The 12,716-nt window shown below is 46.0% G+C and carries 14 protein-coding genes; 11 read left to right on the plus strand and 3 right to left on the minus strand.

Annotated features, from left to right (window positions below; genetic code table 11):
• The first annotated feature begins 214 nt into the window (after positions 1-214).
• Entirely contained in the window at positions 215-634 is a 420-nt protein-coding gene (locus IRQ95_RS08205; RefSeq protein ID WP_194436483.1) for a GNAT family N-acetyltransferase, read from the plus strand.
• Positions 635-1,384 (plus strand): helix-turn-helix transcriptional regulator, encoded by a 750-nt coding sequence (locus IRQ95_RS08210; RefSeq protein ID WP_194436484.1) that lies wholly within the window; start codon positions 635-637, stop codon positions 1,382-1,384.
• 7 nt (positions 1,385-1,391) lie between these two features.
• Here IRQ95_RS08210 and IRQ95_RS08215 read toward each other — a convergent pair whose 3' ends face one another.
• On the minus strand, positions 1,392-1,730 hold the full coding sequence (locus tag IRQ95_RS08215; protein WP_194436485.1) for a hypothetical protein: 339 nt from the start codon (positions 1,728-1,730) through the stop codon (positions 1,392-1,394).
• A 108-nt stretch (positions 1,731-1,838) separates the two neighbouring features.
• Between IRQ95_RS08215 and IRQ95_RS08220 the strand changes: the two genes are divergently transcribed.
• A complete protein-coding gene (locus tag IRQ95_RS08220; protein ID WP_194436486.1) occupies positions 1,839-2,591 on the plus strand; it encodes a transglutaminase-like domain-containing protein in 753 nt (250 codons plus the stop codon).
• A gap of 129 nt (positions 2,592-2,720) precedes the next feature.
• On the opposite strand, the gene IRQ95_RS08225 is transcribed toward IRQ95_RS08220, so the two are convergent.
• Positions 2,721-4,424 carry a phospho-sugar mutase gene (locus tag IRQ95_RS08225; protein WP_194436487.1) on the minus strand — a complete coding sequence of 568 codons (1,704 nt, stop codon included), beginning with the start codon at positions 4,422-4,424 and terminating at the stop codon, positions 2,721-2,723.
• Positions 4,425-4,810: 386 nt separating this feature from the next.
• Between IRQ95_RS08225 and coxB the strand changes: the two genes are divergently transcribed.
• From coxB to IRQ95_RS08245, 4 genes are read left to right on the plus strand one after another with little or no spacing between them, the layout of a single operon-like run.
• Positions 4,811-5,944: a cytochrome c oxidase subunit II gene (coxB, locus tag IRQ95_RS08230; RefSeq protein ID WP_431358051.1), complete on the plus strand. Its 1,134-nt coding sequence runs from the start codon at positions 4,811-4,813 to the stop codon at positions 5,942-5,944.
• Positions 5,941-7,587 (plus strand): cytochrome c oxidase subunit I, encoded by a 1,647-nt coding sequence (ctaD, locus tag IRQ95_RS08235; protein ID WP_194436489.1) that lies wholly within the window; start codon positions 5,941-5,943, stop codon positions 7,585-7,587. Before coxB ends, ctaD begins: the two co-directional genes overlap by 4 nt.
• A gap of 12 nt (positions 7,588-7,599) precedes the next feature.
• The gene (locus IRQ95_RS08240) at positions 7,600-8,217 is read left to right on the plus strand and encodes a cytochrome c oxidase assembly protein (protein ID WP_194436490.1); all 618 of its coding nucleotides are present in this window, start codon (positions 7,600-7,602) and stop codon (positions 8,215-8,217) included.
• Positions 8,214-9,098, plus strand: a complete 885-nt coding sequence (locus IRQ95_RS08245) for a cytochrome c oxidase subunit 3 (protein ID WP_075648818.1) — start codon at positions 8,214-8,216, stop codon at positions 9,096-9,098. Before IRQ95_RS08240 ends, IRQ95_RS08245 begins: the two co-directional genes overlap by 4 nt.
• Before the next feature lie 47 nt (positions 9,099-9,145).
• Here the strand turns inward: IRQ95_RS08245 and IRQ95_RS08250 are convergent, their stop codons facing one another.
• Positions 9,146-9,382, minus strand: a complete 237-nt coding sequence (locus IRQ95_RS08250) for a DUF2909 domain-containing protein (RefSeq protein WP_194436491.1) — start codon at positions 9,380-9,382, stop codon at positions 9,146-9,148.
• Between IRQ95_RS08250 and IRQ95_RS08255 the strand changes: the two genes are divergently transcribed.
• The 4 genes from IRQ95_RS08255 to cyoE are packed head-to-tail and all read left to right on the plus strand — an operon-like array spanning position 9,372 to position 12,652.
• Positions 9,372-10,124 (plus strand): SURF1 family protein, encoded by a 753-nt coding sequence (locus IRQ95_RS08255; RefSeq protein WP_194436492.1) that lies wholly within the window; start codon positions 9,372-9,374, stop codon positions 10,122-10,124. The genes IRQ95_RS08250 and IRQ95_RS08255 overlap by 11 nt on opposite strands.
• Complete coding sequence (locus IRQ95_RS08260; RefSeq protein ID WP_194436493.1) at positions 10,121-10,669, plus strand: hypothetical protein; 549 nt, start codon at positions 10,121-10,123, stop codon at positions 10,667-10,669. The genes IRQ95_RS08255 and IRQ95_RS08260 overlap by 4 nt, the downstream gene beginning before the upstream one ends.
• Before the next feature lie 11 nt (positions 10,670-10,680).
• Positions 10,681-11,757 carry a COX15/CtaA family protein gene (locus IRQ95_RS08265; protein ID WP_194436494.1) on the plus strand — a complete coding sequence of 359 codons (1,077 nt, stop codon included), beginning with the start codon at positions 10,681-10,683 and terminating at the stop codon, positions 11,755-11,757.
• Positions 11,750-12,652: a heme o synthase gene (cyoE, locus tag IRQ95_RS08270; RefSeq protein WP_194436495.1), complete on the plus strand. Its 903-nt coding sequence runs from the start codon at positions 11,750-11,752 to the stop codon at positions 12,650-12,652. Before IRQ95_RS08265 ends, cyoE begins: the two co-directional genes overlap by 8 nt.
• The last annotated feature ends 64 nt before the right edge of the window (positions 12,653-12,716 follow it).

Here is a 12,716-nt window from a genome sequence, read left to right on the forward strand (position 1 = left end):
TACTTGCTTCTGTATGCCTATGTAATGAATGGAAGCTTCTGCGCACGGTATAACAAAAAATATCGCGATCGCGACCTACGGTCGCTTCCAAAAAAGAACCCCGCTTGAAAAAGCGGGGTTCGTCATCAATCTGGAGCCAGCATTAAGCTGGCTTTTTTATATTTGTTATTCACCACCCTGACTATTGATCGGCAGTGTGCAAAGGAGTTGTACGATGCAAATGGAGTTTTTATTAAACCCACCTGAATCGGTAAGAAGTGATATTTTAGCGGGATTACGCAGTTATAACGTTCGGTTTTTTCCAGATCAAGATAGCCAAACTGTTGCCTGCATTGTTAAAGATGAATTCGGTCACTTTGCTGGTGGACTGTTTGGTGAGGTGTTTACCAACACGCTTTTTGTCGAGTATTTCTGGATTGATGAGAGTCAGAGAAAAACTGGTGTGGGGACTCAAGTCTTCGAGTGTGTGGAACGTGAAGTGAAGCTGCTCGGGGTTGAAACCATCTGCCTTGATACTTTTACTTTTCAAGCTCGTGAGTTTTACCTAAAAATGGGGTTCAAAGAGGTGGGGCGATTCACAGGGTTCCCAATGCCGAATGTCGATAAAATCTTTTTGCAAAAGAGTATTGGCTAGATGGCGATTGCTCCTCGTGTTTGGGTGATACCTGGTATGCTGGTCAGCTATGGTGAGATGGTCGATACCGCTCAACATGCCCACGCGTTAATGCAATTGACTGTGTTTGAAGATAGTGGTTCGCTGTCGATTGACGGCCACTTACTTTCCACGTCATTGCTGGCAAGTAAGGTGCCTCATCGTCTGCAAATGAGCAAGGGTTGGGTCATTTTGGTTGAGCCTCAATCTGAAGTTGGACGATGTTTACAGCAGTTTCTGGTTGATAGGCAATTTCAAGAGTTTGCTTTTAATGATGCATTGGTTGTACCAAACGAGCATCAATTTCCATTGATTCAATTGCTTACTATTTTGAAGCAGCTTTCTTCGACGGTGAGTTGGCAAGAGCTGCTTGGTGAAGTGACATCAAATGATCCGCGTATTGAATGTTTACTGACTCAGCTCAATCAATGCTTCGCTAGCGAGTGCTTGATACCTGATAGTTGGCGCGCAGAGCAGATAGCCGAGCAACTTGCTTTGTCAGAGAGTCGATTTCTTCATCTCTTTAAACAGCAAATGGGCATCGCATGGCGACCTTATCTGCTGTGGCGCCGGCTTATGTGTGCGGTTAAACTGCTTCGAAAAGGCAAGTCAGCCACAGAAGCAGCCCATAGAGCAGGGTTTTCTGATAGTGCCCACTTAAGCCGTACTTTTAAGTCGATATTTGGTGTATCAATTCGCGAATCTAAAACCATGTTTTTTGGTTCTGATTAGGCTATTTTTAATAGACAATACCTTGGAACAGAGGCTTGAGATCTTCTAGCTTCTGCTCTTCACTTATAGGTTCAACTTCAACTTTGATCAATGGGCTGACGCACTCAACGAAGGGCTGGATCTGTTTTTCATACTGCTTGCTGCCATCACTATCAACTGAAAAGTCGCCAGTGACCACACTTGGTTGGCTGATCTTATCTACGCTGACTTGAATTGAGACATTATATTGATGGCCTTCTGGCAGTAATCTCGCACAGTTCTCTATATTTTCTGTTTGTCCGTAACCGTAAGCATTTGATGTAATTGCTAGTACGACGATAAATAAACAACGCATATTTCCTGTCATATTTTTACTCGCAGTTATTGATGTACCAATAAACAGAGCATAGCAAGTTTATTCAATTTTTCTTTTTCGTTACCCGCTATGCTTCTGTTAATTTAGAAGGAGGGCAGTATGCAGCAATACTTACAGCAAACAGAGATGTTAGATTTCGACAATGCCTCAATCCAGCAGCTTATAAAAACTCGGACTTGGCACAAGCAAGATGAATATGATGCGATTGATCAAATATATTCGTTTGTTCGTGATGAGATCGTATTTGGCTACAACTCTGATGACACAATACCAGCTAGCCAAGTACTAAAAGACGGTTATGGGCAGTGTAATACCAAAGGTACTCTGTTTATGGCCCTGCTTAGAGCGGTAGGTATTCCTACTCGTTTGCATGGTTTTACGATTAATAACCAGTTGCAGCTTGGTGCGATTCCTAAGTATTTTTTCAAGCTCGCACCGGAGAAAATTATGCACAGCTGGGTAGAGGTCTACTTCAACGGCAAATGGGTGAACTTAGAAGGTTATATTTTAGATAAATCCTATCTTTCTAAAGTTAAGCAGCGTTTTGGTACTGAGTGTTCTGCATTTTCTGGCTATGGCGTAGCCGTTAAATGCTTAAGGGCTGTGGAGGTTGATTGGCTCGGCAGAGACACTTACATTCAGAAAGAAGGGATTGCGGATGACTTTGGTATTTATGCTCAGCCAGATACCTTTTATCTAACTCGAGGCAGTAACTTAAGAGGGGCGAAAAAATTACTGTACTGTTATGTACTGCGTCACTTGATTAACAGTAATGTTAAACGGATAAGAAAGCATGGCATTGCGCAATCTCTGCGGGAGTCGAGTAACACTGGTGCGTTTGTAAAGAGTTGAAATATAGATAATACCAATAAGCATAAGCCTTTGATTTTACTTGCGAAGTTTTCTGACCACTTACTTATCCTGATTGGTATAAATGAAAAAAGCGGGCATTAAATACCCGCTTAAAATCAATGGTTTAAATTAAATCATATGTTGATGTTCAGCAATCAACATGTCCATTGCGAGTTGCGCTTTCTCTTGTGCAACTTGGAAGTCATCCTCAGCGGCAAACGGCTCAATCACTTCGTAGTAGCATTTCAGTTTTGGCTCCGTGCCGGAAGGGCGAACAATAACGCGCGCACCGCCTGATAAGTGGTAAATCAACACATCACTCGGTGGTAAATCAATGTTTTGAGTACTGCCATCAGCGAAGATCTTTTGCAGTGATTTTAGATCTTCAGTGGATTCAACCGTTCGTCCCGCGATCGCAGTTGGTGGGTTGGCACGAAGTTTTTCACCTACCGGTGGCGTATTTGGCGCTAGCGCGATACTACGCTGTGCATTGACATACATGCCGTGCTGACGATATAGGCTTTCCAATTGATCCCAGATGGTTTTACCTTGGCTATGTAATTCCGCAGTAAGCTGTGCAAATGCCACTAGTGCCGATAAGCCATCCTTATCCCAGACTTTATTTCCGACCGTGTAACCTAGTGCTTCTTCATAAGCAAACAAGAACTGGCTGTCTTCAGTTTGCTTTTGCATCGCAACGTTGGTCAGCCATTTAAAGCCAGTCAAGGTTTGGTAATAAGTCGCTCCGTGAGATTTGGCAATTTTATCCAGTAGCGTCGATGAAACAATGGTGTTACCGACTAACTGTTTGCTGGCATCGGTTTGGCTCAACAGATAGTGTCCAAATAGCGATCCCACTTGATCACCAGTAAGCATTTGGTAGTCGCCGTCTGGTTTTCTTACTGCGACAGCAAAACGATCCGCATCAGGATCATTGGCGCAGGCAATATCAGCACTGTGTTGTTTGGCGAGCGCAACCACCATATCCATCGCGCCGGCTTCTTCAGGGTTAGGGAAGTTAACGGTAGGGAAGCGACCGTCCGGTTCACGTTGTTCTTTTACACTGTAAACTTGATTGAAACCTGCATCGGCAAGTAAGGTTTCAGCCATACGCGCACCAACACCATGCATGGCGGTATATGCGATAGCAATACCGTCTGGGTTGTGGTGATTTTTGAGTAGCGGATTACCATTCATCGCGTCTCTATAGGCTTGATAATATTCGTCTTTTAGCCAAACTAAACGATCAAGAGCGACCGCTTCTTCAACGCATAGCAGTTCTAATGGTGACTCGGCGGCGACATCGATATGGTGGGCGATTCCGGAATCGTGCGGTGGAATGATTTGCGCACCATTTTCCCAGTAAACTTTAAAGCCATTGTATTCTGGGGGATTGTGGCTTGCGGTTACGACGACTGCCGCAACGGTATTAAGGTATTTTACACCAAAAGCAACGATTGGCGTTGCGGCAACATCATGAGTTAAATAGACTTTTATGCCAAGCGCGGTCAAAACCGCAGCTGTGTCGTGCGCGAATTGTTTTGAGTCTGGACGACCGTCATAACCAATCACTACACCACGTTGTTTTGCATCATCAAATTGCTGAATCAGGTATTGTCCGAGTCCGGTGGCAGTCTGCTGGATAACCAGTCGGTTCATACGGTTAGGTCCTGCTCCCACTTTACCGCGCAATCCGGCGGTGCCAAATTCTAGACGGCTGCAAAAACGATCCTCCAGCTCTTGAGTTTGCTGTTCATCCACTAGACGTTGAAGTTCCTCACGAGTACGAGGATCTGGATCGATAGCTAACCATTGGGTGATTTGTTCATTCATCTCTTTTCCCTTTCTTCTGGAGTAACCTTCAGGTGTTATAACGAAATAGTAAGTGATAGTAGTTATCATTTACGAGAGCGCAATCGCTAAACTAATTTGTCATTCATCAGCTTGCACATTTTTAAATCGCTAACTAGCCTTAATTAACATAAATATAACATTTTGCGTTAGTTTTAGGTTAGCCCAAACAAGTCGCTACTTGCTAGTCGACTTGAACAATTCGGATATGAAGCGCAAGGATTGCACGATATCACTAAGGATGTGACTCGGTATCGGGTGTTCTGCGTAAAAGTGATTGAACCCTTGTTTTATAGCACCGCGAAAAGAGTGCAAAGACAAAGAGGAGAGGTCTTTTGAAAAGAATACCACTAGCGGTTTGGCTAACATTGGAAGTTTTCGCCATCACTTGGTCGACGCAGGCTCTTGCCGAAGAGAGTGCGCTTAATATGACGCAGGGTGTGACTCAGATAAGCTCTGAGGTATATCACCTGCATATGTTGATTTTCTACATCTGCTGTGCGATTGCCTTAGTCGTGTTTGGCGCGATGTTTTACTCAATTTATAAGCACCGCAAATCGAAAGGGGCGGTTGCTGCTCATTTCCATGAAAGTACCAAAGTCGAAGTTATTTGGACTGTCATTCCCATCATCATTCTTATCGCGATGGCGATTCCAGCTACTAAAACCTTAGTGGCTATGGAAGATACTTCCCAATCAGACCTAACCGTTAAAATCACCGGTTCGCAATGGAAGTGGCATTACAGCTACTTTGGCGAAGATGTGGAGTTTTTCAGCTTGCTGGCAACCTCGCAAAACCAAATTGATGGTATCGAAGAAAAAGGCGCCCATTACTTGCTTGAAGTTGATAACCCTTTGGTGCTGCCTATCAACCGCAAAGTCCGTTTTCTTATGACCTCAGATGATGTAATCCACTCATGGTGGGTACCGGATTTTGCCGTTAAGAAAGACACCATCCCCGGCTTTATTAACGAAGCATGGACAAAAATCGACAAGCCGGGCGTCTATCGTGGGCAGTGTGCAGAGCTTTGTGGTCGAGCTCATGGCTTTATGCCGATAGTGGTCCATGCGATGACCGAAGCAGACTACGACACTTGGCTGGCAGACAAGAAAGCAGAGCTAGCGCTTGCTCAGCAAGAAGCCGCCGCAGCCCTTACCAGTGAATTGAGTCTAGATGAGCTGATGCCAATCGGTGAGAAGGTTTACGTTGATCGTTGTGCGGTCTGTCATCAGGCAAATGGACAAGGTATTCCTGGAGCCTTTCCGGCAATCAAAGGTAGTGCTGTCGCGACAGGCGACGTTGATCAACATATCGACATCATCGTCAACGGTCGCTCCGGAACGGCAATGCAGGCGTTTGCTAGTCAGCTAACCGAGCAAGAGATCGCTGCCGTAGTCACTTATCAACGTAACGCGTTTGATAACAATACCGGTGACGTTGTGCAAGCGTCAGACATTAATAACTTTACCATGCAAGGTCAGAGTAGTAAGGAGGAATTATGAAACCATCGACTACTCAAAACGAAAAGTCATCACCGGTTGCTGATGCAGAGTTAAGCCGCGCCAATTCAACCATTGCTATTGATCATGATGAACATGAGCACCATGCACCAAAAGGTTTAGCGCGTTGGATCTATTCGACTAACCATAAAGATATCGGGACGCTCTATTTATGGTTTAGTTTCATCATGTTCTTAACTGGCGGCGCGATGGCTATGATTATTCGCGCCGAGCTGTTCCAGCCAGGTTTGCAATTGGTTGACCCTCAATTTTTCAATCAGATGACGACGGTACATGGTTTGATCATGGTGTTTGGTGCGGTTATGCCTGCCTTTACCGGGCTAGCAAACTGGATGATTCCGATGATGATCGGCGCACCAGATATGGCCTTGCCACGGATGAACAACCTAAGTTTCTGGATCCTTCCTTTTGCCTTCGCCATTTTGCTTGCTTCACTCTTTACCGAAGGTGGTGGCCCCGACTTTGGTTGGACTTTCTACGCGCCATTATCGACAACCTATGGTCCTGACAGTACCGCCCTGTTTGTCTTCTCAGTACATATCATGGGTATCAGCTCAATTATGGGCGCGATCAACGTTATCGTGACGATTGTGAACATGCGTGCGCCAGGTATGACATGGTTTAAAATGCCATTGTTTGTTTGGACTTGGTTAATCACGGCATTTCTACTTATCGCGGTGATGCCCGTGCTCGCTGGAGCGGTGACCATGGTCTTAACCGATAAGTACTTTGGCACTTCGTTCTTTGATGCCGCCGGGGGCGGTGATCCGGTGATGTTCCAGCATATATTCTGGTTCTTTGGTCACCCTGAAGTGTACATTATGATTTTGCCTTCTTTCGGCATTATATCGGCGATTATCCCAGCATTTAGCGGCAAAAAACTCTTTGGTTACCATTCGATGGTCTACGCAACCTGTAGTATTGCGCTGTTGTCGTTCCTGGTATGGGCGCACCATATGTTTACCACCGGTATGCCAGTGTTCGCCGAACTCTTCTTTATGTATTGCACCATGCTGATCGCGGTACCGACAGGGGTGAAGGTGTTCAACTGGGTAGCGACTATGTGGCGAGGGGCGATGACATTTGAAACGCCGATGCTGTTCGCGATCGCCTTTATCGTGTTATTCACCATTGGTGGTTTCTCTGGGCTAATGCTCGCGATTGTGCCCGCAGACTTCCAATACCACGACACCTACTTCGTAGTGGCTCATTTCCATTATGTGCTGGTCTCGGGCGCGGTGTTCTCGATCATGGCTGCTGCCTACTATTGGCTTCCGAAATGGACCGGTCATATGTATGACCATAAGCTAAGTCTGTGGCATTTCTGGTGCTCAATTATTTCCGTTAATGTGCTGTTCTTCCCAATGCATTTCCTTGGCTTAGCTGGAATGCCAAGACGAATTCCAGACTACGCAATTCAGTTTGCCGATATTAACCAGATAGTTTCGATTGGCGGTTTTGCCTTTGGTCTGTCTCAATTGATCTTCCTTTGGCTGGTTATCAAGTGCATTAAAGGTGGGGAAAAAGCGCAAGCTAAACCATGGGACCGAGCAGAAGGTCTGGAGTGGACGGTACCAAGCCCTGCGCCGCATCATACGTTTTCAACTCCACCGAAAGTGAATTAAAGGTGGTGATGTATGCAGGAGCGAAATCCAACAGAGAGCAGTGCAGCTAATCGCAAGTTAACGCTTAAGTTACTTGCTGCGACAGTCGCTATGTTTGGCTTCGGTTTCGCGTTGGTGCCACTTTACGACATCATGTGTGACGCACTCGGTATTAATGGCAAGACAAACTCCCAAGCCGTCGAACAGCCGACGGCATTAACACCTGATATCTCGCGCACCATTAAAGTTGAGTTTATTGCTCATCCCAATCCGGCAATGAAATGGGACTTTGAACCTCAAGTCACATCGATGGATGTGCATCCTGGCGAGGTTATTCAAACGGCTTATCTTGCCTTTAACCGGGCAAATTACACCATCGTCGGACAAGCGGTGCCCTCGGTTTCACCAGGTCTCGGTGCGAGTTACTTTAACAAGGTGGAGTGTTTCTGTTTTAACAAGCAACCTTTAGAGGGGCAAGCCAGCGTTGAAATGCCCCTAATATTCTATATCGAGCGCGATATACCAGAATCGATTCATACATTGACACTCTCTTACACCCTTTACGATATTACCGATACCGTTTCTGAGCCGACCATAACCGCACAGGCGAAGCCTGTGGTATCAGCCAAACAGAAAGGAGTCACACCATGAGTTCTAAGCATCAATCCTACTATGTGCCAGCGCAAAGCAGTTGGCCTATCGTCGGCGCGATCGCTCTGTTTCTTGTTGCGCTTGGCGCGGGGTTAACGGTGCAGACGATGGCAGAAGGGGGCAGTGCAAGTGTGTTCTCTAAACTCGTGTTGGGTTTAGGTTTCTTGTTCTTACTCTACATGTTAGCGGGCTGGTTAACCAACGTGGTGAGTGAGTCGATGAGTGGGCTGTACTCTGATCAAATTGCTCGCTCTTTTCGCCAAGGAATGAGCTGGTTTATTTTCTCTGAGGTGATGTTCTTCGGCGCGTTTTTCGGTGCGCTTTTTTACGCCAGAATGATTTCGGTACCTTGGCTGGGCGGCGCGGACAATAACGTGATGACCCACGAGGTGTTGTGGCCTGCATTTGAAGCGATGTGGCCATTAACGACCACGCCAGATGGGACTACGACCACAGCGATGAGCTGGCAGGGCATCCCTTTGAACAACACGATTATTCTTTTGTTGTCTTCAATTACTCTGCATATGGCGCACATCAGTCTTGAGCAAAACAAACGCATGGCGTTGATCGTCTGGCTTGAGGTCACCATCGTTTTGGCAGGCTTTTTCCTCTACTACCAAGGGGTTGAATACATTCATGCCTACCAGGATTTAGACTTAACGCTTCAATCGGGCGTATATGGCAACACCTTCTTTATGCTGACTGGCTTTCATGGATTACATGTCCTACTTGGCTCGATTTTCTTGATTGTGTTACTGGCGCGTATTGCCAAAGATCATTTTACACCGAAAGATCATTTTGCTTTTCAAGCAGGTAGTTGGTACTGGCATTTTGTCGATGTGGTATGGCTGTGCCTGTTTGTTTTTGTGTATGTACTCTAAGCGGAGTCAGTGGCTCATTGAGCCACAAAATTTCACGTTAAAAAAGCTTAAAAAGGACGAGAATTGGGTTCGATAAAGCCACTGAGTAGTGCAACAAGCATCAATATGACGGCGAGCGCTGAAAGGATGACACGCTTGCCAAGATAGTGACTCATTGGCGGTTGATCTTGTTGCTCATCTTCAGATTCACTGGGTCCTTTTACCATTTCGATCAGCGCCTTGGCGAGGTTAGCAATGATAAAGAGTAGTAGTAAAACCAGCACTGATTTGAAAATGAAAACCATATCGTCATCCTTTGTTGGGTTGTCGAAACAGCCGATGTTTTGGCTCGCTCTGATATTAACCTTGGTTGCTATTTCTATATTGGTCAACTTGGGGATGTGGCAACTAGAGCGAGCGAAGCAAAAGAGCGAAATGCAAAAAACGCTGCAAAGCAATCAGCAACAGGCGGCGCAGAGTTTGAACGGTTTAGATATTGATAGTTCTACTAATGTGAACGGCGTATCGGTCATGGCAGATCTTGCACCATTAGCCAATTACTATCTATTGCTCGATAACCAAACTTATAACGGGGATGTTGGCTATTTAGCGTTACAGCTGATGCGTCACAGTGATGGTCAATACGTATTGTTGGAACGAGGTTTTATCTCTGCGACGCAATCAAGAAGTGTGTTACCCCGAGTTGATTGGTTAACGGAAAATTATCAAGGCAAGGGACGGTTGTATACCCGCAGCACCAATCCTCTCAGCGATGCACTAATGGCAGAGAACACGACACCGCTGCGAATCCAAAACTTAAACATTGAGCAGTTGAGTGAGTACTGGCAATTGTCAATTGAAGCCTATGTCTTGCAGCCGATGAGTTCTAATTGGCCCTATTTGCAGCCTTGGCGACCGATACCAATGAACGCTGACAAGCATACAGGATATGCAGTGCAATGGTTTGCTATGGCAATGGCGTTAGGTGTGTTATCGCTTATTTGGTTATGGAGAGCGTTGAAAAATACGACTAAGGAGAGTCTATGAACCCATCAGTTACTCGCAGTCGCTTAACATTATTGGCGTTGATTGCGGTATTCGCTTTACCCGCATTGCTCGCCAAATTAGTGCTCTCTCAGCATTGGTACAACTCCGGAGTCACCAATAAAGGGGAATTAATAGAGCCGGCGAAAACGTTGCAAATGTTGGGTTTAGCTAATCCTTACCAAGGTGAAAAATGGCAGCTGGGGTATTTAGTGCCTGAAAAATGTGATGAGTTATGTCTAAAGCAAATTCATTACCTTCAACAAAGCCATATTGCGTTAGGTAAATATCAACAGCGTGTCGCCCCTGTGGTGCTGATAGACGAGCATAGTGACTTACAAGCGATGGCGAATATTGAGCTTGAGACGGTAAATGTGAATGCCGCGTTTACTGAAATTGTCCATCAATACGAATATGTGATTGTCGACCCTCTCGGACAACTGGTCATGCGCTATCCCCAAGTGGACAAGGAAGACAGTTTAATCCCCCAAAGCAAAGACCTGTTGGCCGATCTACGTAAGTTGCTCAAATTGTCTCGAGTAGGGTAAAGGGGGGGGCTATGATACTAAAGCGATTACTTCAATTAAGCCTAGTGATGACCTTCTGTGTGATTTTGCTTGGTGCTTATACGCGCCTCGCGGACGCAGGGCTGGGTTGCCCTGACTGGCCAGGATGCTATGGGCAGCTAGATGTGCCCACTTCGCAAGCTGAATTGGCAAAAGCCAATGCGCTTTATCCTGACTTAGTGGTCGAGAGTGATAAAGCCTGGCTAGAGATGATTCATCGCTACTTTGCCGGAACGTTAGGGCTATTAGTCTTCGCGATTACTGCATTAGCCTTAGTTTCGAAGCAAGAAAATCGTCGGCATATGGGAAAATGGTTGCCAGTGTCCATTTCTCTGGTGGTGGTTTTTCAAGCGTTGCTCGGCATGTGGACCGTGACCATGAAATTGATGCCCATCGTAGTTATGGGGCACTTGCTGGGCGGCTTTACCCTGTTTTGTTTGTTGGCGCTGCTTTACTGGCAAGTTGCCGAGCGCAAAGAAGTCATTGATATCCCAACTGGCGATAGTACAACGCGTGTACTGGCGGTACTTGGTGCTCTGGCACTGACTTTACAAATCGCGCTAGGTGGATGGACATCTTCTAATTACGCCGCTTTGATGTGTACTGAGTTGCCTATTTGTCAGGGGGATTGGCAGCAATATTTGGATTTTGAGACGGCTTTTCGGTTAATTCAGCCAGCACAAGAGAGTTACGAGTTTGGCACGTTGGATTATGGTGCGCGAATGACGATTCATGTATCGCATCGTATTGGTGCGATGGTAACGACCATCGTTTTATTAGCGTTGATCATCAGACTCTGGTTTACGCAGGAAAAGTACCGTCTCGCAGCATTAAGCCTCGCTGGATTGTTGATTATTCAAATTGGATTAGGCGTCAGTAATGTGTCGTTTGGGTTACCACTTGCCGTTGCGGTCGCGCATAACTTAGCGGCTGCGTTGCTATTGCTCAATACCTTATATATTAACCATATTTTGTGGCGGCATACATCGGCAAGTCACAGTTCAATCAATGCAGCGAGCGACCAAAATACGATAAAGAATAAAGTTGGCAAGGAGGCCTCTTATGAGTAAAACAATCACTGCCGAACTGACCCCAGAGCGTTCTATTTGGCGCAGTTATCTCACTTTAACTAAGCCCAAAGTGGTTGCGCTGATGCTGCTCACCGCATTGGTAGGGATGTGCTTGGCAGTGCCGGGGGCACTGCCACTTCAACAGAGTGTTTTTGGAATGGTGGGTATCGGTTTGATGGCCGGCTCTGCCGCAGCTTTTAACCATTTGATCGACCGTAGAATTGACGCGATTATGTTTCGCACTCATCGTCGCCCGTTACCGTGTGGACAACTTGCACCAAGCCGAGTGGCACTATTTGCGACTTCAATTGGTGTCTTTGGCTTTGCCATCTTGTTTTTTGCCGTTAATGCCCTCACGGCGTGGTTAACGTTTGCGAGCCTACTTGGTTATGCCGTGGTGTACACCATGTACCTCAAGCGAGCGACGCCACAGAATATCGTAATTGCAGGGATTGCAGGTGCAATGCCGCCGTTGTTAGGTTGGACGGCGGTGACCGGGGAGTTACATGGTCACGCTTGGCTGCTGGTGATGATTATCTTTATTTGGACTCCACCTCATTTCTGGGCTCTGGCGATCCACCGCAAAGAGGATTACGCCAAAGCGGATATTCCAATGCTACCAGTGACTCATGGAGAGGAGTATACCAAGACCTCAATACTGCTCTATACCGTACTGTTAGCCATCATCTGTTTGTTACCTGCCTTGGTGGGGATGTCAGGAGCTATCTATTGGATAGGTTCAATGATGTTAAGCGCTGGGTTTATTGGTTACGCGTGGAAACTCAAATTTAATCCGTCGGAAAAAACGGCGATAGATACTTTTAAATTTTCTATCTATCACTTGATGCTGTTATTCGTATTGTTGTTGGTTGACCACTATTGGCTCAGTTTTTAGGCAAGTTGAGCATCAATTACTAGATCCATTGGTACAGATACTCATCGGTCATCATCGGTCATGA

The sequence above is a fragment of the Vibrio fluminensis genome (assembly GCF_015278125.1).
Taxonomy (GTDB): domain Bacteria; phylum Pseudomonadota; class Gammaproteobacteria; order Enterobacterales; family Vibrionaceae; genus Vibrio; species Vibrio fluminensis.

Excerpts from the sequence above, each read along its gene's own strand:
- IRQ95_RS08205 (WP_194436483.1), top strand. The coding sequence starts at position 215 with ATGCAAATGGAGTTTTTATTAAACCCACCTGAATCGGTAAGAAGTGAT.
- IRQ95_RS08210 (WP_194436484.1), top strand. The coding sequence starts at position 635 with ATGGCGATTGCTCCTCGTGTTTGGGTGATACCTGGTATGCTGGTCAGC.
- IRQ95_RS08215 (WP_194436485.1), bottom strand. The coding sequence starts at position 1,730 with ATGACAGGAAATATGCGTTGTTTATTTATCGTCGTACTAGCAATTACA.
- IRQ95_RS08220 (WP_194436486.1), top strand. The coding sequence starts at position 1,839 with ATGCAGCAATACTTACAGCAAACAGAGATGTTAGATTTCGACAATGCC.
- IRQ95_RS08225 (WP_194436487.1), bottom strand. The coding sequence starts at position 4,424 with ATGAATGAACAAATCACCCAATGGTTAGCTATCGATCCAGATCCTCGT.
- ctaD (WP_194436489.1), top strand. The coding sequence starts at position 5,941 with ATGAAACCATCGACTACTCAAAACGAAAAGTCATCACCGGTTGCTGAT.
- IRQ95_RS08240 (WP_194436490.1), top strand. The coding sequence starts at position 7,600 with ATGCAGGAGCGAAATCCAACAGAGAGCAGTGCAGCTAATCGCAAGTTA.
- IRQ95_RS08245 (WP_075648818.1), top strand. The coding sequence starts at position 8,214 with ATGAGTTCTAAGCATCAATCCTACTATGTGCCAGCGCAAAGCAGTTGG.
- IRQ95_RS08255 (WP_194436492.1), top strand. The coding sequence starts at position 9,372 with ATGAAAACCATATCGTCATCCTTTGTTGGGTTGTCGAAACAGCCGATG.
- IRQ95_RS08250 (WP_194436491.1), bottom strand. The coding sequence starts at position 9,382 with ATGGTTTTCATTTTCAAATCAGTGCTGGTTTTACTACTACTCTTTATC.
- IRQ95_RS08260 (WP_194436493.1), top strand. The coding sequence starts at position 10,121 with ATGAACCCATCAGTTACTCGCAGTCGCTTAACATTATTGGCGTTGATT.
- IRQ95_RS08265 (WP_194436494.1), top strand. The coding sequence starts at position 10,681 with ATGATACTAAAGCGATTACTTCAATTAAGCCTAGTGATGACCTTCTGT.
- cyoE (WP_194436495.1), top strand. The coding sequence starts at position 11,750 with ATGAGTAAAACAATCACTGCCGAACTGACCCCAGAGCGTTCTATTTGG.